The following is a 16,371-nucleotide window of genomic DNA, read 5'->3' as shown; positions in this document are numbered from 1 at the left end:
CTATCCCCTTGACCGATTCGCGGCAAGGAATCCGGGCAACCGGCCTGTGGATAGCAGTTTGTAAAGCTTCTTTGAAATCCGTGTCGCCGGCTGGAGAATTCCATGGAAAGTCCCGGCGGCATGAATATATTTGCCGCACCGCCCGTATAGGAGCGGTAACGGCAAGGCAGCCGTCCAAGAAATCCAGAAAGAGAGCCTATCCATGATGCGCACCTCCCATTTCCGCACCCTCCTCGCCGGCGCAGCGCTCGCCACCCTGGCAAGCCCCGCCTTCGCGCTCGATGGCGCGGACCTGCTGGCCAAGCTGAACGCTACCTATGCCACCAGCGGCGTATCCATCAGCTCTTCGAACGTGACCGCCGACGGTTCCACCGTCACGCTGGAAGGCGCGGAGCTGAAGGCGACCGGCAATGAAACCCCGATCAAGCTCGGCACGATCACCATGGACGGCGTCGAGGAAGACGGCGACGGCGGCTACAAGATCGAGACCGTTTCCTTCCAGGACGTCAACGTCACCGAGGAGGAGACGACCGTCACGGCCAAGGACATCGCGCTCAGCGGCGTCTCGGTGCCCGGCAAGGTCGTTCCCGGCACGCTGGAATCGCTGCTGATGTACGAATCGGCAACGGCCGGCCCGGTCAGCGTCACCGCCAAGGGCAAGGAAGTCTTCTCCATGTCCGGCATGGAGGCGAACATCACACGGATGGACGATGACGCCGGCCTCGAATTCGATGCGACGATGTCCGACCTCAAGGCCGACCTCACGGGCGTCGAGGACGCCAAGACCAAGGACGCGCTCGACAAGCTCGGCATCCACTCGCTGGACGGCAAGGTCAGCATGTCCGGCAGCTGGGAACTGGCGAGCGGCAAGCTGGCCGTCGACGAATATGCCTTCGACTTCAAGGATGTCGGCCGCCTCAACCTGACCCTCACCTTCTCCGGCTACACGCTGGACTTCCTGAAGAACCTGCAGGAAGCGATGAAGACGGCCGAATCCAACCCGAACAAGGAAGAGGCGAACGCCGCCATGGGCATGGCCATGATGGGCCTCGTCCAGCAGCTCACCTTCAACAGCGCCTCGATCTCCTTCGACGACGCCTCGATCACCAAGAAGCTGCTCGACTACGCCGGCAGCGAACAGGGCGTGACGGGCGACCAGATGGCGCAGTCGCTGAAGGGCCTCGTCCCGATCATGATCGCGCAGCTCAACATGCCCGACCTGCAGAACCAGATATCCGCCGCCGTCAACACCTATCTCGACGACCCGAAGAGCCTGAAGATCAGCGCCGAGCCGAAGGAGCCGGTGCCCTTCCCAATGATCATGGGCGCCGCCATGGGCGCGCCGCAGACCATCCCGCAGGTCCTCGGCGTCACCGTCACGGCCAACGAATAGTCCGTTCGGCAAGGCCCGCAAAATCGGAAAGCCCGGAGCATCGCTCCGGGCTTTTCCTTTTGCGTGCCGGCGACCTTCTCCCCGCAAGCGGGGAGAAGGGATATGCCGCATGGGTTTCCCGAATCCTTGACGCCCCTTCGGGCACGTCCCCTCTCCCCGCTTGCGGGGAGAGGGTTAGGGTGAGGGGCGAAGCGGCGAAGGAATAACTATGCCTTTACGTGCGCCCGCTTCAGGCCGCCGCCCTCCCCGACCAGTCGACGCGGCGCGTCGCGTACATCGTCGTCGCGATGGAGACGAAGGAGATGAGCGCGCCGGCGAGCAGCGCATATTCGTCCTCGCGCAGCACCAGGTACATGACGCCATAGGCGGAGAGGAGCACGATGCCGAGCGCAACGCCGTTCCGCCGGCTTTCCGTCGCCGCGCCGAGATAGGCGGCGATCAGCACCGTCGTCGCCAGCGCGGCGACCGCGTAGGCGATCGTGAAGCCGGTATGCTCCGCAAGCGCCAGAAGCAGGACGTAGAAGACGATGAGCGCAAGGCCCGTCAGCACATACTGGATCCAGTGCACCATGCGCCCACCCTTCAGCTCCACGACGAAGACGGCGAGGAAGACGAGCGAGATGAAGCCGATGGAATATTTCAGCGTGCGCGAGACCACCTGGTAGAACTGTACCGGCTCCACGAGGTTGATGCTCATCATGCTGCTCGACAGCGGCAGCGCCGAGCCGGCGGCGACGCGGTCGATGCCGCGGGCGAGATAGGGGATCGTCCATTTCGCCGCGAAGCCCGATGCGGTCACCGTCTTGTCCTCCGGCAGGAAAAGTCCCTCGAAGCCCGGATGCGGCCAGTTCGCCTTGGCCGAGAAGGTCGTCGTCTGCCCGGCGGGCGCGACGGCGAAGCTGCGCGAGCCGTTGAGCGACAGGGCGATCTCGAAGGCGAAGCCCGTTTCGATCAGCCCGCGCTCGATCGGCCGGTGCACGCCGGGATTCGTCTGCGGCGTGGCGTAGCCGTCGCTGCCGGCGACCGTCATCGCCGAGATCTGCCGCATGCCCGGATCGAAGGGCAGCACCGTGCCGTTGTCGATCTTCACGCCGGCATCGGAGCGGATGCCGGTGATGTCGTTGATGTTGAGAACGAGGATGGCGCGATCGAGCTGCGGCGTGCCGGGAAACTGCGCGAGATCCTGCAGGATATTGCCGGCGAAGCGGCCCTTCAGCGTCAGCGCGCCGTTATAGACGGGCAGCGCATAGATCGAGAGCCGGCGCTCCTCGGTGTTCAGCTCCGCCGTCACGTCGAGCGTTTCCGGCATGACGAGCGCCCATTCCATCACGTGCTCGACGACGATGCGCCCGTCGACCGCGCGGCTGCGCTCCACGTCGAAGGGCACGGCGATATAGGGGCCGTTGATCGCCTGCTCGCCGCCCCAGCCGTTGGCGATGCGGCGCGAGACGTCCCTCGCCCGCTCGGCGCGCTCTTCCGTCAGGCCCCAGACGAGGAGAAGCGGCACGAGCAGCGCCACGGAGATGATGCCGATCATGATGAACTTGACGCCCGGCGAGCGCAGCAGCGTCGCCACGGTGCCGCGCTGTTCGGGTTGGAGAATTTGTCTGGATGCGGTGGGAACGGGATCGTCAGCGTCCGTTACAGTCATGGATAGTCCCTCCAGTCTTTGAAACGCCATTTTAAGGCGAGTTCACGCTAGGGAGACATTTCGACCGATTATGCGCGGAATTGGGCTCGACCGGCGGCGAATTCGGGGCATTGTGGCGTCCGCGGCCACGAACGGAAGAGCCCGGCATAACGCCGGGCTCCCAGGTTTTCCAAAGTTTCGAGATCACTCGAGGATCTGGACGACGGTCCGCGTCTGCGGGTTCACGATGACGCGGTGCTCGTTGACGATGGTGTAGGCATAATCGGGCTGGCCGTCGATGGCGTGGATTTCCACCGCATCGGGAACGACCCTCCCGATCAGGATATCGCCTTCATAGGGCACCGAGGGGACGTCCTGCTCCAGGACGTAGGTGCGGACTTCGCCCGGGATGACGACGGTCGATTCCGTCGTCACGGGATCGGCCTCCTGCACGATCACCGTGTCCTGGGCATAGGCCGAGGCGGACAGCGACAGAAGCGCCGCCGCGGAGGCAAGGATGAGCCTGTTGCGCATGTTCGTTCTCCTGTGTTGACGAAAGGAGAACGGCGTGGGCGCCCGACTGTTCCGGGCGGCGGGAACGGCAAGGCCCTTCCCGCCTTCCAGATATCAGTCCTTCTTGGACGGAACGACGCGGAGCGCCAGTTCCCGAAGCTGCGTCGGCGTTGCCGGCGACGGGGCGTTCATCAGGAGATCCTGCGCCTGCTGGTTCATCGGGAACAGCGAGATCTCGCGGAGATTCTTCGCGCCGACGAGCAGCATGACCACGCGGTCGATGCCGAAGGCGCAGCCGCCATGCGGCGGGGCGCCGTACTGGAAGGCGCGATAGAGGCCGCCGAAGCGCTCTTCCACGTCCGCCTGGCTGAGGCCGACCTTCTCGAAGGCCTTGACCATCAGTTCCGGCGACTGGTTACGGATCGAGCCCGATGCGATCTCGAAGCCGTTGCAGACGGCGTCATACTGGTAAGCCTTCAGCTCCAGCGGATCCTTGCTGTCGAAGGCTTCCAGGCCCCCCTGCGGCATGGAGAAGGGGTTGTGCGCGAAGTCGATCTTCTTCTCGTCCTCGTTCCATTCGTAGAAGGGGAAGTCGACGATCCAGCACATTTCAAAGCGATCGCGGTCGACGAGGTTCAGTTCCTCGCCGGCGCGCGTGCGGGCTTCGCCGGCGAACTTGTAGAACTTGGCCGGGTCGCCGGCGACGAAGAAGCAGGCGTCGCCGTCATCGAGGCCGAGCTGCGTGCGGATGGCTTCCGTGCGCTCCTCGCCGATGTTCTTGGCGAGCGGGCCAGCGCCTTCGAGCTTCTCGGCTTCCTTGCGCCAGAAGATGTAGCCGAGGCCCGGCTGGCCGGTCGACTGCGCCCAGGCGTTCATGCGGTCGCAGAAGGCGCGGCTGCCGCCGGTCCTGGCCGGGATCGCCCAGACCTGGACCTTCGGGTTCGACGCGATCATGTTCGCGAAGACCTTGAAGCCGGAGCCGGCGAAGTGCTCGGTGACGGCCTGCATGACGATGGGGTTGCGGAGGTCCGGCTTGTCGGAGCCGTATTTGCGGATCGCCTCGTCATAGGGGATGCGCGGCCACTCCTTCGTGACGGGCTTGCCTTCGGCGAACTCCTCGAAGACGGCCGTCATCATCGGCTCCATCGTCTGCCAGACGTCTTCCTGGGTGACGAAGCTCATCTCGACGTCGAGCTGGTAGAATTCGCCCGGCAGGCGGTCGGCGCGCGGATCCTCGTCGCGGAAGCACGGCGCGATCTGGAAGTAGCGGTCGAAGCCGGCGACCATCAGGAGCTGCTTGTACTGCTGCGGGGCCTGCGGCAGGGCGAAGAACTTGCCTTCATGGATGCGGCTCGGCACGAGGAAGTCGCGCGCGCCTTCCGGCGAGGAGGCCGTGAGGATCGGCGTCGTGTATTCGGCAAAGCCGGCCTCGCCCATGCCCTTGCGCATGGCGGAGATGATCTGCGTGCGCTTGACGATGTTCCGGTGCAGCGTCTCGCGGCGCAGGTCGATGAAGCGGTACTTGAGGCGCACGTCTTCCGGGTAGTCCGGCTCGCCGAAGACCGGCAGCGGCAGTTCCTTCGCGGCCGACAGAACCTCGATGTCCTGTGCGTAAAGCTCGATCTCGCCGGTCGGCATGGTCTTGTTGACCGTGTCCTCGGTGCGCGCCTTGACGAGACCGTCGATGCGGATCACCCATTCGCCGCGCACCGTCTCGGCCTTCTTGAAGGCCGGAGAATCAGGGTCGGCGACGACCTGGGTGATGCCGTAATGGTCGCGCAGGTCGATGAAGAGCACGCCGCCATGATCTCGGACGCGGTGGACCCAGCCGGAAAGACGGACGGTCTCACCGACATCGGACTTGCGGAGAGCGGCGCAGGTATGGCTGCGGTAACGGTGCATCGTGGTATCCTGAAATGCTGACGGGCCGCGCGGGAAGGTCCCGGCGCAGCTACCCAAGAAAATCGCGCGGAAAAGCGCATGGTGGCGGCCGTTTGTCAAGGCTTGGCGGGGGAAAGGCCCCTCCCACAAGGGCGAGGCGCTTACCGTGCCTCTCCCTTGGCATTCAATTTTCAACGGTGAGCAAGCCTCCCGCTTTCTCCCCCCTTGTGGGGGAGATGCCGGCAGGCAGAGGGGGCGGCCCCGCGTAGCAGGGGCGTTACGGGGAAGACCCCTCCCTAAATCCCTCCCCACAAGGGGGAGGGACTTAATCTGCCGCGCCTTTTGCATTCCATTTCGATCGATGCGGAAACCTTCTGCGGGAAGGCCGAGGGTGTCTCACGATTCCCGTTACCCAAACGCCTCGCGATTCAGCATCAGCCATTGCAGCATCATGATCGTCTTTGAATCGACGATGCCGCCGTTGGCGATCAGGCCGCAGGCCTCGTCGATGGGCATTTCGACGATCTCGATATCCTCGCCCTCGCCGTCCACGCCGCCGCCCTTGCCGTCGCGCCTGGCGGAATCGATGTGAGCGGCGAAGCATGAGACGCGTTCCGTCAGCGTGCCGGGGCTGGAATACATGTCGAAGACGTGTCGGAGGTCGCTCACCGCATAGCCGGTCTCCTCCATCGCCTCGCGGCTGATGGCGTCCTCCGGGCTGTCGTCATCGAGAAGGCCGGCGGGCACTTCGAGGAGGAAACCGTCCGGGTGGCCGCCGAGGAAGGCGCCGGGGCGGAACTGGCGCACCAGCACGACCGTCTGGCGCACCGGATCGACGAGGAGGATCGCCGCCGCGGCACCGTGGTCGTGCACCTCGCGGTCGAGGAACTCGACGCGGCCGTCAGCGCGGGTCTGTTCGAGGACGAGGGTGCGCAAGTGGATGAAACGCTTCCAGACCGTCTGCTGCTCGACGATACGGACGGACGACTGCTTTTCTGCGGACATGGAATACCCTTCGGCGTCAGGCCTTGCGCAGCCAGACATGGTTATCATGGAAGGCCGCGCCGCCATAGGGCGCGATGGGATCGGCGCCGGTCAGCACGTTGATGCCCTCGCCGTCGAGATGGGCGGAATTCGGCCAGATGCCTTCGGCGATGAGCACGCCGGGCTTGGCTTCCGCCGTTACCTTCGCATGCAGGCGGATATCGCCGCGCCGGTTGCCGAGGCGCACGATATCGCCCGGCTCGATGCCCTGCGCCGCCGCGTCGTCCGGGTGGATCATCACCTCCGGCCGCCCTTCCCGCTCGCGAGAGCTCTTGCCTTCCGAGAAGGTGGAGTTGAGGAAGGTGCGGGCGGGCGATGTCGCGAGGCGGAACGGATGGTCGGCATCCGCCGTCTCGATCACGGTCACATAGTCCGGGAAGGCCGGCAGCGCCTCGTGCGGGCCGAAGGCGCCGAGCACCTTCGGCGGCTTGTTGGGAGCCGGCGTGTTGGTCCAGTTCGGGCGGAAGCGGAACTTGCCGTCGGGGAAGCCGAAGCCCTTGGAAAAATGCGCCGTCTCGAAATCCGGCTGGCAGTCGATCCACTTCTCTTCCCTCAGCCCGTCGAAATCCATCTCGTAATAGGGCAGCATGCGGGTGATGTGCTGCTGCTCGGAAAGGCCGAAGCCCGGCAGGCCGGCGATGCCGAGGCGCCTTGCCAGTTCCTCGATGACGAAGAGATTGGTGCGCACGGCCGCCGGCGGCTCGACGAGCTTGGGGCCGAGCAGGATGTGCTGGTGGCCGCCGCCGCGATAGATGTCGTCATGCTCGACGAACATGGTGGCGGGCAGAACGATATCGGCGAGCTTTGCCGTATCGGTCATGAACTGCTCGTGCACGGCGACGAAGAGGTCATCGCGCAGAAAGCCCTGCTTCACGAGGCGCTGTTCGGGCGCGACGTTCGCCGGGTTGGTATTCTGGATCAGCATGGCGGTGACCGGGCCGCGATCGCGTAGCGCGACGGCATCGCCCATCAGGATGCGGCCGATCTGCGACTGGTCGAGCATGCGGATATCGGGGTCGACGAATTTCGCGCCCGTCAGCTCGCCCTTGCGCAGATGGAAGATGCTGGAATTGCTGTGGAACGCGCCGCCGCCCTCATATTGCCAGGAGCCGAGAACCGTGGCGACGGAAAGCGCGGCATGCATGGAAACCGCGCCGTTGCGGCTGCGGGTGAAGCCGTAGCCGAGACGGAAGAAGCTTCTCTTCGTCTGCCCGACGAGCGCGGCGAAAGCCTCGATCTCCTCGACGGCAAGGCCGGTGATGTCGGCCGCCCATTGCGGATTGCGGGTCGCGAGATGGGCTTCGAGGCCGGCCGGATCGTCCGCGAATTTCTGCATATAGGCACGGTCGGCATAGCCGTCGCGGAAGGCGACATGCATGACGGCGCAGGCGAGCGCGGCGTCGGTGCCCGGCTTGAGCTTCAGCGCGAGGTCGGCCTGCTTCATCGTCGGGTTGTCGTAGACGTCGATGACGACGATCTTCGCGCCCCGCTCCTTGCGCGCCTTCACGGCATGGGTCATCACGTTGACCTGCGTGGAGACGGCGTTCGTGCCCCAGATCACCACGCAGTCGGACTTCGCCATTTCGCGCGGATCGGGACCGCGCAGCGTGCCGGCGCCCATGGTGAAGCCCGTCCAGGCCGGATTGGTGCAGATGGAATCGAAGAAGCCGGAATAGCGTTTCGCATGGCGCAGGCGCTCGATGGAATCGCGCTGCACGAGGCCCATCGTGCCAGCGTAGTAATAGGGCCAGACCGCCTCCGTGCCATGCGCCTGCTCGGCCTTGACGAAGGCTTCGGCGATGGCGTCCAATGCGGCTTCCCAGGAGATGTCGGCCCATTCGCCGCTGCCCTTGGCGCCCTTGCGGACCTGCGGCTTCATCAACCGGTCGGGATGATAGAGGCGTTCGGCGTAACGGGCGACCTTGGCGCAGATGACACCGGCCGTGTAGCTGTTGTCGGCGCTGCCCCTGACGCGGCCCATGCGGCCTTCCGCATCGATCTCGATATCGAGGGCACAGGTCGAGGGACAGTCGTGCGGGCAGGCCGAATGGCCGATCCGCGCTTTTCCGAGATGGGGGGTCGCAACGTTCATGGCTTTTCTATATTGCAGAGCGCAAACGGCCAAAAGGCAAAACGTTCTACCATCGCAACAATTCATCGTCGCATCATTGCGGACGATCCCGGGCAGCGCTCCATGAACTACCGCCACATCTACCATGCCGGCAATTTCGCGGATGTGCTGAAACATGCCGTGCTTGCCCGCCTCGTCACATACATGCAGGGCAAGGACAAGGCCTTCCGCGTGCTCGATACCCATGCCGGCATCGGGCTCTACGACCTTTCCAGCGAGGAGGCGCAGAAGACCGGTGAATGGCGCGACGGCATCGGCCGGCTGCTCGAAGGCAACATGCCGGCGGCGGTGGCCGCCATCCTTGAACCTTATCTCAAGGTCATTCAGGAACTGAATCCGCAGGGCGGGCTAACCCATTATCCCGGCTCGCCAAAGCTCGCCCGCATGCTGTTCCGCCCGCAGGACAGGCTTTCGGCCATGGAGCTGCATCCGGACGACTACGAGACGCTGCATCGCCTCTTCGACGGCGACTTCCAGAGCCGCATCACCCATCTCGACGGCTGGCTTTCGCTGGGCGCGCATCTGCCGCCGAAGGAGAAGCGCGGCATCGTGCTGGTCGATCCGCCCTTCGAGATCGAGGGCGAATACGAGCGGCTGGTCGACGGGCTGGAAAAGGCCGTGCGCCGCTTTGCCGGCGGGGTCTATTGCCTGTGGTATCCGCTGAAGAAGAACGCGCCAACCGCCGCCTTCCACAAGGCGCTGAAAGAGACGGGCATTGCCAAGATGCTCTGCGCCGAGCTTTCCGTGAGGAGCGACCGGGAGACGACGGGGCTGACGGGCTCCGGCCTCATCGTCGTCAACCCGCCCTTCACGCTGAAGCAGGAGCTCGACGTGCTGCTGCCCTTCCTCAAGGAGCGGCTGGCGCAGGACCGTTTCGCCGCGGCGCGTATTTTCTGGCTTGCAGGCGAAGCGAAGGCCTCTTGACCTTTCTCCTTCGGCGGCAACAATCGCGCGCCGAACCGGGAGACCTTCATGACATGCTTGCCCGCGGCCGCGCCATGATGCGACGGCCCTCCTCCATCCTCGTCCCGCTGCTCTTCGCCGGCATGGCCGCGCTCGCCGGCTGCGGCGAGGAAAAACCGGCCGGGAAGGCCAAGCCGGAGAGGAATCACGCCGCGCCGGAAAAGCGGGCGCAGGCGCCGCTCGGCAAGGGCTTCGACTTCTACGTCCTCTCGCTCTCCTGGTCGCCGACCTGGTGCGCGGACAACGATGCCGGCGGCAGGACGCAGCAGTGCCGCCGCGGCGAGAACAACGGCTTCATCGTGCACGGGCTCTGGCCGCAGAACGAGCGCGGCTATCCGGAATATTGTCCGACGCGGGAATCGGACCGCGTGCCGGAGAGCCTTGGCCGCACCGTTCTCGACATCATTCCCTCCATGGGGCTGGTCGGCCATGAATGGCGCAAGCACGGCAGTTGCTCGGGCCTTTCCCAGAAGGATTATTTCGCCGTGGTCCGCGCCGCCTTCGAGCGCATCCGCATTCCGGCCGAGGCAGGCCGCGGCGGCCGCCGTCTTTCGCCAGACACGGTGGAAAGCGCCTTCATCGCCGCCAATCCCGGGCTCGACCCCAAGGGCATCGCCGTCACCTGCGAGGACGGCCGGCTGGAGGAGGTCCGCATCTGCATGACGGCGGACCTTGCCTTCCGCACCTGCCCCGCCGTCGACCGCGCCGCCTGCCGCGCCCCGTCCATCGAACAGCCGCCCATCCGCTAGAACAGGAACCACCTATGAAGATCTTCTATTCCGACGCCTCTCCCTACTCCACCAAGGTGCGCATGGCCGCCCATTATGCCGGTCTTCCGGTCGATGCGGTCGTCGTCGACACCAATGCGAACCCGGCCGAGCTTCTCGCCGCCAATCCGCTCGGCAAGATCCCGACGCTTCTCACCGACGACGGGCTCGCCGTCTACGACAGTCGGGCGATCATGAACTATATCGACCGCCAGACGCGCGGCACGCTCTATCCGCGCAACGCCGCCAAGCGCACCGAGGTCGATGTGCTGGAGGCGACCGCCGACGGCATGTGCGACAGCCTGCTCTCCATCGTCTACGAACGCCGCACGCGGCCGGAGGACAAGGTTCACCAGCCCTGGATCGACCGCCAGTGGCAGAAGGTCGAGCGCGCGCTCGATCACCTCGAAGCCAACATGCCGCGCCTCGGCAAGAAACCGCATGCCGGCCACTTCGCCCTCGCCGCCATGCTGCGCTACATCGAGATGCGCTTTGCCGGAAAGTGGCAGCGCGGCCGGCCGAAGCTGAAGCGCTACCTCGCCCGCTTCGAAACCGTCTTCCCCGACTACGCGATGTTCAAGGGCTGAGAGCACAATACAAAAAGGCCGGGCTTTCGCCCGGCCTCTTCGCATTTCCTGAGCCGTTGCGACTTAGAACTTCACGCCCATACCGACGCGAATGCTGTGGTCCTCGAAGCCGCTCTTTACGCCGGCGCCACGGAAGTTCTTCTTGCCGTAATCGCTGTAGCGGTATTCGACGCGGGCGGTCACGTTGTCCGTAACGAAGGCTTCCACGCCAGCACCGGCCGTCCAGCCGAGCATCGTCGCATCATCCTTGCCAACGCCAGGATTCTTGACCTCGACGTTCGAGGCTGCAATACCGGCCGTGCCGTAGACTAGGACCGGATTGAGGTCGACACCGACGCGTCCGCGGATCGAGCCGTTGGCGCCCTGCTTGGCCTTGAAGCCGTTGGCCGTGTTGTCGACGCCCGAATAGTTCAGGTCGGCTTCGCCGCCATAGACCATCTGGCCGCTCTGCATGTTGTAACCACCGTAGACGCCGCCGCCGAAGCCGTGCGCGCGGTTGTTGTGCTGACCGTTGAACTTGCCGTTCTGCCACGTGGCCGTGCCACCGACATAGGCGCCCGACCAGTTCTTGACGACCGGTTCCGAATATTCCGCGGCCGGAGCCTGCGGAACTTCGTCGATGGCGTCGGCAGCGTGTGCGGCCTGGAAGGCGACCATCGAAACGGTCGAAGCGACGAGGGTAGCGATAAGTGTACGCATGTTATTCTCCTTTACTAAACGACGCCCTCTCTGGGAGGCTGACGGGCGTCGTCATTTGCAATTCAGTCCCGCCCGGTTGAGGTGAAATTGAATAAAGATTGAGGAAATGGAAGAGCCAAAATGTGAAATGATTGTGGCAGACACGCGGCACAAATTGGATGTGACTTTTGAACAACAGGCAATTCATTAACCATGATTTCAATCAGCGAGGAATACGGTAAAATATACTTCAAATTACTTTGAAATTGCCTCCGCGGTTAATTTTTCCGCAACCAATTTTCCGGGGGAGTTTAAGCCTGCGCAGAGATGTCTATATCTTGGGCCGGTTAATCAAATGAATCGGCAGGACGGACTTTTCTTGAAGAAGCCCTTGAAAACGGCCCTCGTAACGGGCGGCGCAAAGCGTATCGGCAAGGCCATCGTGGACGATCTCGCGGCACATGGTTTTGCCGTCGCCATCCATGCAAACGAGTCCCTGGAGGACGCCGAGGACATGGTCCGCGGGCTCGCCGGGCAGGGCATCACGGCGGCCGCGGTGCAATGCGACCTCGCGGACGGCGCGGCGACGGCGCGGCTGATGGACCGCGTCAACGGCGCCCTCGGTCCGATCGACCTCCTCGTCAACAACGCCTCGCTGTTCAAGCCAGACACCGTGGAGGCCTTCGACGACGACTTGTGGGACCGGCATTTCGCCGTGCACGTTAAGGCGCCGTCGATCCTTACGCGCGATTTCGTCCGGCAGCTTCCCGAGGGACATGCGGGCTCGATCGTCAACATCATCGACCAGCGCGTCTGGAACCCGACGCCGCGCTACTATTCCTATACGCTCTCCAAGTCCGCTCTCTGGATGGCGACGCGGACCATGGCGCAGAGCTTCGCGCCGCGGGTGCGGGTCAATGCCATCGGCCCCGGCCCTTCCCTGCCGAACGAGCGGCAGGACGATGCCGCCTTCCAGGCGCAGGTGGAGGGTTTGATCCTCCGACGCGGCCCCTCGCTGGAGGAATTCGGCCGCACAGTTCGCTTTTTGTTCGACACGCCGTCCATTACGGGGCAAATGATAGCGCTCGACGGCGGGCAGCATCTCGCCTGGGAAACACCCGATGTCGGGGGAATAGCGGAATGAACGGCCGGAAGGTGGAGGATGGCGGCATCCTCTATGACGAAAACGAGACCGACGAGGAAGACGAGCTTCAGGAAAGCCCGCCCGAAGGCAGCGCCGCGCCCGCCATCGCCACCCCGGGCATAGACTGGAACGAGGGCGGCGACGTGCCCGAGGGCCTCATCGGCGCCGAGAGGATCCAGGCCTTCGTCAAGCGCCTGCCGAACAGCCCCGGCGTCTACCGCATGTTCAATGCGGACGGCGACGTGCTCTATGTCGGCAAGGCGCGCAGCCTGAAGAAGCGCGTCACCAACTACGCGCAGGGCCGCGGCCATTCCAACCGCATTACGCAGATGATTCGCCTGACGGCGAACATGGAGTTCGTCACCACGCGCACCGAGACCGAGGCGCTGCTGCTGGAGGCGAATCTCATCAAGCGGCTGCGCCCGCGCTTCAACGTGCTGCTGCGCGACGACAAGTCGTTTCCCTATATCCTCGTGACCGGCGATAGCCGCGCACCGGCTATCTTCAAGCATCGCGGCGCGCGCAGCCGCAAGGGCGACTATTTCGGCCCCTTCGCCTCGGCGGGCGCGGTGGGGCGCACCATCAATTCGCTGCAACGCGCCTTCCTCTTGCGCACCTGCACCGACAGCGTCTTCGAGACGCGCACGCGGCCGTGCCTCCTCTACCAGATCAAGCGCTGTTCCGCGCCCTGCACCCATGAGATCAGCGATAGCGACTATGCCGAACTGGTGCAGGAGGCGAAAGACTTCCTCTCCGGCAAGAGCCAGAAGGTGAAGGCGCATATGGCCGAGGCCATGAACGCCGCGGCGGAGGACCTCGATTTCGAGCGCGCCGCCGTCTATCGCGACCGGCTGGCGGCCCTCAGCCATGTCCAGAGCCACCAGGGCATCAACCCGGCCGGCGTGGAGGAGGCGGACGTCTTCGCCATCCATCACGAGGGCGGCATTTCCTGCATCCAGGTCTTCTTCTTCCGCACCGGGCAGAACTGGGGCAACCGCGCCTATTTCCCCAAGGCCGACCCGCAGCTTACCGGCGCGGAGGTGCTGAACGCCTTTCTCGCGCAGTTCTACGACGACAAGCCCTGTCCCCGGCAGATCCTGCTGTCCGAGCAGGTCGAGGAGATCGACCTGCTCTCGCAGGCACTTTCCGAGCGCTCGGGGCACAGGGTCGCCATCTCCGTGCCGCAGCGCGGCGAGAAGAAGGACCTCGTCGACCATGTCGTGGCCAATGCCCGCGAAGCGCACGGGCGCAAGCTCGCCGAGACGGCCTCGCAGTCGCGCCTGCTCGAAGGCTTCGCCGCGACCTTCAAGCTGCCCTATGTGCCGCGCCGCATCGAGATCTACGACAACTCGCACATCATGGGCACCAATGCCGTCGGCGGCATGGTGGTGGCGGGGCCGGAAGGCTTCGTGAAGGGCCAGTACCGCAAGTTCAACATCAAATCGACCGACATCACGCCCGGTGACGACTTCGGCATGATGAAGGAAGTCATGACCCGGCGTTTCTCCCGCCTCATCAAGGAAGAGGGCCTGCCGGACCGCAATGCGGATACGGGCGCGGAGGCGGCGGACCTGCCCTTCCCCGCCTGGCCCGACGTCATCCTCATCGATGGCGGCCAGGGCCAGATGACGGCGGTGCGCGCCATCCTCGAAGAACTCGGCATCACCGACCAGGTGATCGCCATCGGCGTCGCCAAGGGCGCGGACCGCGAGGCGGGGCGCGAGCGCTTCTTCATGAAAGGCATTGCCGACTTCTCGCTGCCGCCGCGCGATCCGGTGCTCTATTTCGTGCAGCGCCTGCGCGACGAGGCGCACCGCTTCGCCATCGGCTCGCACCGGGCGCGGCGCAAGAAGGAGATGGTCAAGAACCCGCTCGACGAGATCGCCGGCATCGGCCCGACGCGCAAGCGCGCCCTGCTCCAGCATTTCGGCACCGCCAAGGCCGTCTCGCGCGCCGCCATGGCGGACCTGATGGCCGTCGGCGGCATCTCGGAAAGCGTCGCCCGCCTCGTCTACAACCATTTCCACGACGACGCGGCCGGCTGACGGGCGGCGCATATTCGCGTTCCGACGATGAATGGCGGGCCTATCCGGAGAAAAGTGGAGTTTTCATCACCGGAAACCGGGGCGTTGGGAGCGGCATTGCGCCGCCCTCCGCAAATTCGCCAAGAATTGCCGGAAACAAAGGTTGACGTTGCAGTCACAAAGACCTCATCTAGCCGTAAACTGACGAGACCGAAAAATCCATGGCTTCCCGCGCATATAGCATCCCGAACCTCCTCACCTACGGCCGCATCCTGGCCGTTCCGCTGATCGTCCTCTGCTTCTTCATCGAAGGGCGGCTGGAGTCGTCGGACTTTGCGCGCTGGACGGCCTTCTGGCTGTTCGTCGCGGCGTCCATCACCGACTATCTCGACGGCTATCTCGCCCGCATCTGGAACCAGACGTCGAATATCGGCCGCATGCTGGACCCGATCGCCGACAAGCTGCTCGTCGCCTCGGTGCTGCTGCTGATGGCCGCGGACGGCACCATCGCCGGCTGGACGATCTGGGCGGCGATCATCATCCTGTGCCGTGAGATCCTCGTTTCTGGCCTGCGCGAATATCTCGCAGACCTCAAGGTGAGCGTGCCCGTGACGCGCATCGCCAAGTGGAAGACGACGATCCAGATGCTCGCCATCGGCTTCCTGCTGGCCGGCCCGGCCGGCGACAAGGTGCTGCCCTATACGACCGAGATCGGCATCGTGCTGCTCTGGGTCGCCGCCGCCATCACCATGTATACCGGCTACGACTATTTCCGCGCCGGCCTGAAGCATATCGTGGACGAGTGAGATGACGCGGCTCGTCTACTTCGCCTGGGTGCGCGAACGGATCGGCAAGGGCGAGGAAGACATCGACCTGCCGGTCTCCGTGACCACCGGCGGCGAACTCCTGCGCTATCTCAAGACGCTCGGCGAGGACTATGCCCACGCACTTGAGCACGACAAGGTCATCCGCATCGCGATCGACCAGGAACATGTCGAGCACGACGAGCCGATTGCCGGCGCCCGGGAGATCGCCCTCTTCCCGCCGATGACGGGAGGCTGAGCCGTGACCGGCCGCGCCCCGGCACCGGTCACCGTGCGCGTCCAGACGGACGATTTCGACATCGCGGCCGAGACGGCACGGGTGACGGGTGGACAGGCAGCGGCGGGCGCCATCGTGACCTTCACGGGCCTCTGCCGTGACGAGGGCGGACGGCTTTCCGCGCTGGAACTCGAGCATTATCCGGGCATGGCGGAAGCCGAGATCGGCCGCATCTGCCATGAGGCCGTCGAACGCTTTTCCCTCCTCGGCATCGCCGCCATCCACCGCACCGGCAGGATCGCTCCCGGCGAAAACATCGTCCTCGTCATCGCCGCCGCCCCGCATCGCCACGCCGCCTTCGACGGCGCCTCCTTCGTCATGGATTACCTGAAGACCTCCGCGCCCTTCTGGAAGAAGGAGCACTTTTCCGACGGAAGCGAAGGCGGCTGGGTCGATGCCAAGGAGAGCGACGACCGGGCGCGGGGGAAGTGGTCCTAGCGGGACGGTTGCCGTGGTGCCGTATGGCTGGATCCTCGGGTCGAGCCCGAGGATGACGGAGGGGAGGAAAGGTCACT

15 protein-coding genes are annotated in these 16,371 nt (G+C 64.6%); 9 read left to right on the top strand and 6 right to left on the bottom strand.

Annotated features, from left to right (window positions below; all coding sequences use genetic code 11):
• Positions 1-202 precede the first annotated feature (202 nt).
• Entirely contained in the window at positions 203-1,393 is a 1,191-nt protein-coding gene (locus ACZ1A1_RS19505) for a hypothetical protein (protein ID WP_313195945.1), read from the top strand.
• Between the two features lie 229 nt (positions 1,394-1,622).
• On the opposite strand, the gene creD is transcribed toward ACZ1A1_RS19505, so the two are convergent.
• The 5 genes from creD to ACZ1A1_RS19480 all read right to left on the bottom strand — a co-directional run bounded on the left by creD (position 1,623) and on the right by ACZ1A1_RS19480 (position 8,553).
• Positions 1,623-3,044 (bottom strand): cell envelope integrity protein CreD, encoded by a 1,422-nt coding sequence (gene creD / locus ACZ1A1_RS19500; RefSeq protein WP_463621219.1) that lies wholly within the window; start codon positions 3,042-3,044, stop codon positions 1,623-1,625.
• A gap of 183 nt (positions 3,045-3,227) precedes the next feature.
• Positions 3,228-3,557, bottom strand: coding sequence for a DUF1236 domain-containing protein (locus ACZ1A1_RS19495; protein WP_463621218.1), 330 nt, complete (start codon positions 3,555-3,557; stop codon positions 3,228-3,230).
• Between the two features lie 93 nt (positions 3,558-3,650).
• Complete coding sequence (aspS, locus tag ACZ1A1_RS19490) at positions 3,651-5,438, bottom strand: aspartate--tRNA ligase (RefSeq protein ID WP_463621217.1); 1,788 nt, start codon at positions 5,436-5,438, stop codon at positions 3,651-3,653.
• Between the two features lie 387 nt (positions 5,439-5,825).
• A complete protein-coding gene (locus tag ACZ1A1_RS19485; protein ID WP_463621216.1) occupies positions 5,826-6,422 on the bottom strand; it encodes an NUDIX domain-containing protein in 597 nt (198 codons plus the stop codon).
• 16 nt (positions 6,423-6,438) lie between these two features.
• Positions 6,439-8,553 carry a molybdopterin-containing oxidoreductase family protein gene (locus ACZ1A1_RS19480; protein WP_463621215.1) on the bottom strand — a complete coding sequence of 705 codons (2,115 nt, stop codon included), beginning with the start codon at positions 8,551-8,553 and terminating at the stop codon, positions 6,439-6,441.
• Between the two features lie 102 nt (positions 8,554-8,655).
• Between ACZ1A1_RS19480 and ACZ1A1_RS19475 the strand changes: the two genes are divergently transcribed.
• From ACZ1A1_RS19475 to ACZ1A1_RS19465, 3 genes are read left to right on the top strand one after another with little or no spacing between them, the layout of a single operon-like run.
• On the top strand, positions 8,656-9,516 hold the full coding sequence (locus ACZ1A1_RS19475) for a 23S rRNA (adenine(2030)-N(6))-methyltransferase RlmJ (protein ID WP_463621214.1): 861 nt from the start codon (positions 8,656-8,658) through the stop codon (positions 9,514-9,516).
• A 53-nt stretch (positions 9,517-9,569) separates the two neighbouring features.
• Positions 9,570-10,304, top strand: a complete 735-nt coding sequence (locus tag ACZ1A1_RS19470; RefSeq protein WP_463621213.1) for a ribonuclease T2 family protein — start codon at positions 9,570-9,572, stop codon at positions 10,302-10,304.
• 14 nt (positions 10,305-10,318) lie between these two features.
• Positions 10,319-10,909: a glutathione S-transferase family protein gene (locus tag ACZ1A1_RS19465; protein ID WP_463621212.1), complete on the top strand. Its 591-nt coding sequence runs from the start codon at positions 10,319-10,321 to the stop codon at positions 10,907-10,909.
• 63 nt (positions 10,910-10,972) lie between these two features.
• Here the strand turns inward: ACZ1A1_RS19465 and ACZ1A1_RS19460 are convergent, their stop codons facing one another.
• The gene (locus ACZ1A1_RS19460) at positions 10,973-11,608 is read right to left on the bottom strand and encodes an outer membrane protein (protein ID WP_415212018.1); all 636 of its coding nucleotides are present in this window, start codon (positions 11,606-11,608) and stop codon (positions 10,973-10,975) included.
• Between the two features lie 358 nt (positions 11,609-11,966).
• Here ACZ1A1_RS19460 and ACZ1A1_RS19455 point away from each other — a divergent pair, with 358 nt between their 5' ends.
• The 5 genes from ACZ1A1_RS19455 to ACZ1A1_RS19435 all read left to right on the top strand — a co-directional run bounded on the left by ACZ1A1_RS19455 (position 11,967) and on the right by ACZ1A1_RS19435 (position 16,294).
• Complete coding sequence (locus ACZ1A1_RS19455) at positions 11,967-12,731, top strand: SDR family oxidoreductase (protein ID WP_463621211.1); 765 nt, start codon at positions 11,967-11,969, stop codon at positions 12,729-12,731.
• Entirely contained in the window at positions 12,728-14,776 is a 2,049-nt protein-coding gene (gene uvrC, locus ACZ1A1_RS19450; protein WP_463621210.1) for an excinuclease ABC subunit UvrC, read from the top strand. The genes ACZ1A1_RS19455 and uvrC overlap by 4 nt, the downstream gene beginning before the upstream one ends.
• 200 nt (positions 14,777-14,976) lie before the next feature.
• Positions 14,977-15,561, top strand: coding sequence for a CDP-diacylglycerol--glycerol-3-phosphate 3-phosphatidyltransferase (gene pgsA / locus ACZ1A1_RS19445; RefSeq protein WP_119258787.1), 585 nt, complete (start codon positions 14,977-14,979; stop codon positions 15,559-15,561).
• A 1-nt stretch (position 15,562) separates the two neighbouring features.
• Positions 15,563-15,817 (top strand): molybdopterin converting factor subunit 1, encoded by a 255-nt coding sequence (moaD, locus tag ACZ1A1_RS19440; protein WP_463621209.1) that lies wholly within the window; start codon positions 15,563-15,565, stop codon positions 15,815-15,817.
• 3 nt (positions 15,818-15,820) lie between these two features.
• Complete coding sequence (locus ACZ1A1_RS19435) at positions 15,821-16,294, top strand: molybdenum cofactor biosynthesis protein MoaE (protein ID WP_463621208.1); 474 nt, start codon at positions 15,821-15,823, stop codon at positions 16,292-16,294.
• The last annotated feature ends 77 nt before the right edge of the window (positions 16,295-16,371 follow it).

This window comes from Shinella sp. R2-11 (genome assembly GCF_055330205.1).
Note: the sequence above shows the minus strand (reverse complement) of the source record. Positions and strands in the feature narration are given on the sequence as shown.

What these genes read in the sequence shown, in the direction of transcription:
- pgsA (WP_119258787.1), top strand. Translation starts at nt 14,977, where the DNA reads ATGGCTTCCCGCGCATATAGCATCCCGAACCTCCTCACCTACGGCCGC.
- ACZ1A1_RS19470 (WP_463621213.1), top strand. Translation starts at nt 9,570, where the DNA reads ATGCTTGCCCGCGGCCGCGCCATGATGCGACGGCCCTCCTCCATCCTC.
- creD (WP_463621219.1), bottom strand. Translation starts at nt 3,044, where the DNA reads ATGACTGTAACGGACGCTGACGATCCCGTTCCCACCGCATCCAGACAA.
- ACZ1A1_RS19465 (WP_463621212.1), top strand. Translation starts at nt 10,319, where the DNA reads ATGAAGATCTTCTATTCCGACGCCTCTCCCTACTCCACCAAGGTGCGC.
- ACZ1A1_RS19475 (WP_463621214.1), top strand. Translation starts at nt 8,656, where the DNA reads ATGAACTACCGCCACATCTACCATGCCGGCAATTTCGCGGATGTGCTG.
- ACZ1A1_RS19460 (WP_415212018.1), bottom strand. Translation starts at nt 11,608, where the DNA reads ATGCGTACACTTATCGCTACCCTCGTCGCTTCGACCGTTTCGATGGTC.
- ACZ1A1_RS19480 (WP_463621215.1), bottom strand. Translation starts at nt 8,553, where the DNA reads ATGAACGTTGCGACCCCCCATCTCGGAAAAGCGCGGATCGGCCATTCG.
- ACZ1A1_RS19505 (WP_313195945.1), top strand. Translation starts at nt 203, where the DNA reads ATGATGCGCACCTCCCATTTCCGCACCCTCCTCGCCGGCGCAGCGCTC.
- ACZ1A1_RS19485 (WP_463621216.1), bottom strand. Translation starts at nt 6,422, where the DNA reads ATGTCCGCAGAAAAGCAGTCGTCCGTCCGTATCGTCGAGCAGCAGACG.
- uvrC (WP_463621210.1), top strand. Translation starts at nt 12,728, where the DNA reads ATGAACGGCCGGAAGGTGGAGGATGGCGGCATCCTCTATGACGAAAAC.
- aspS (WP_463621217.1), bottom strand. Translation starts at nt 5,438, where the DNA reads ATGCACCGTTACCGCAGCCATACCTGCGCCGCTCTCCGCAAGTCCGAT.
- moaD (WP_463621209.1), top strand. Translation starts at nt 15,563, where the DNA reads ATGACGCGGCTCGTCTACTTCGCCTGGGTGCGCGAACGGATCGGCAAG.
- ACZ1A1_RS19495 (WP_463621218.1), bottom strand. Translation starts at nt 3,557, where the DNA reads ATGCGCAACAGGCTCATCCTTGCCTCCGCGGCGGCGCTTCTGTCGCTG.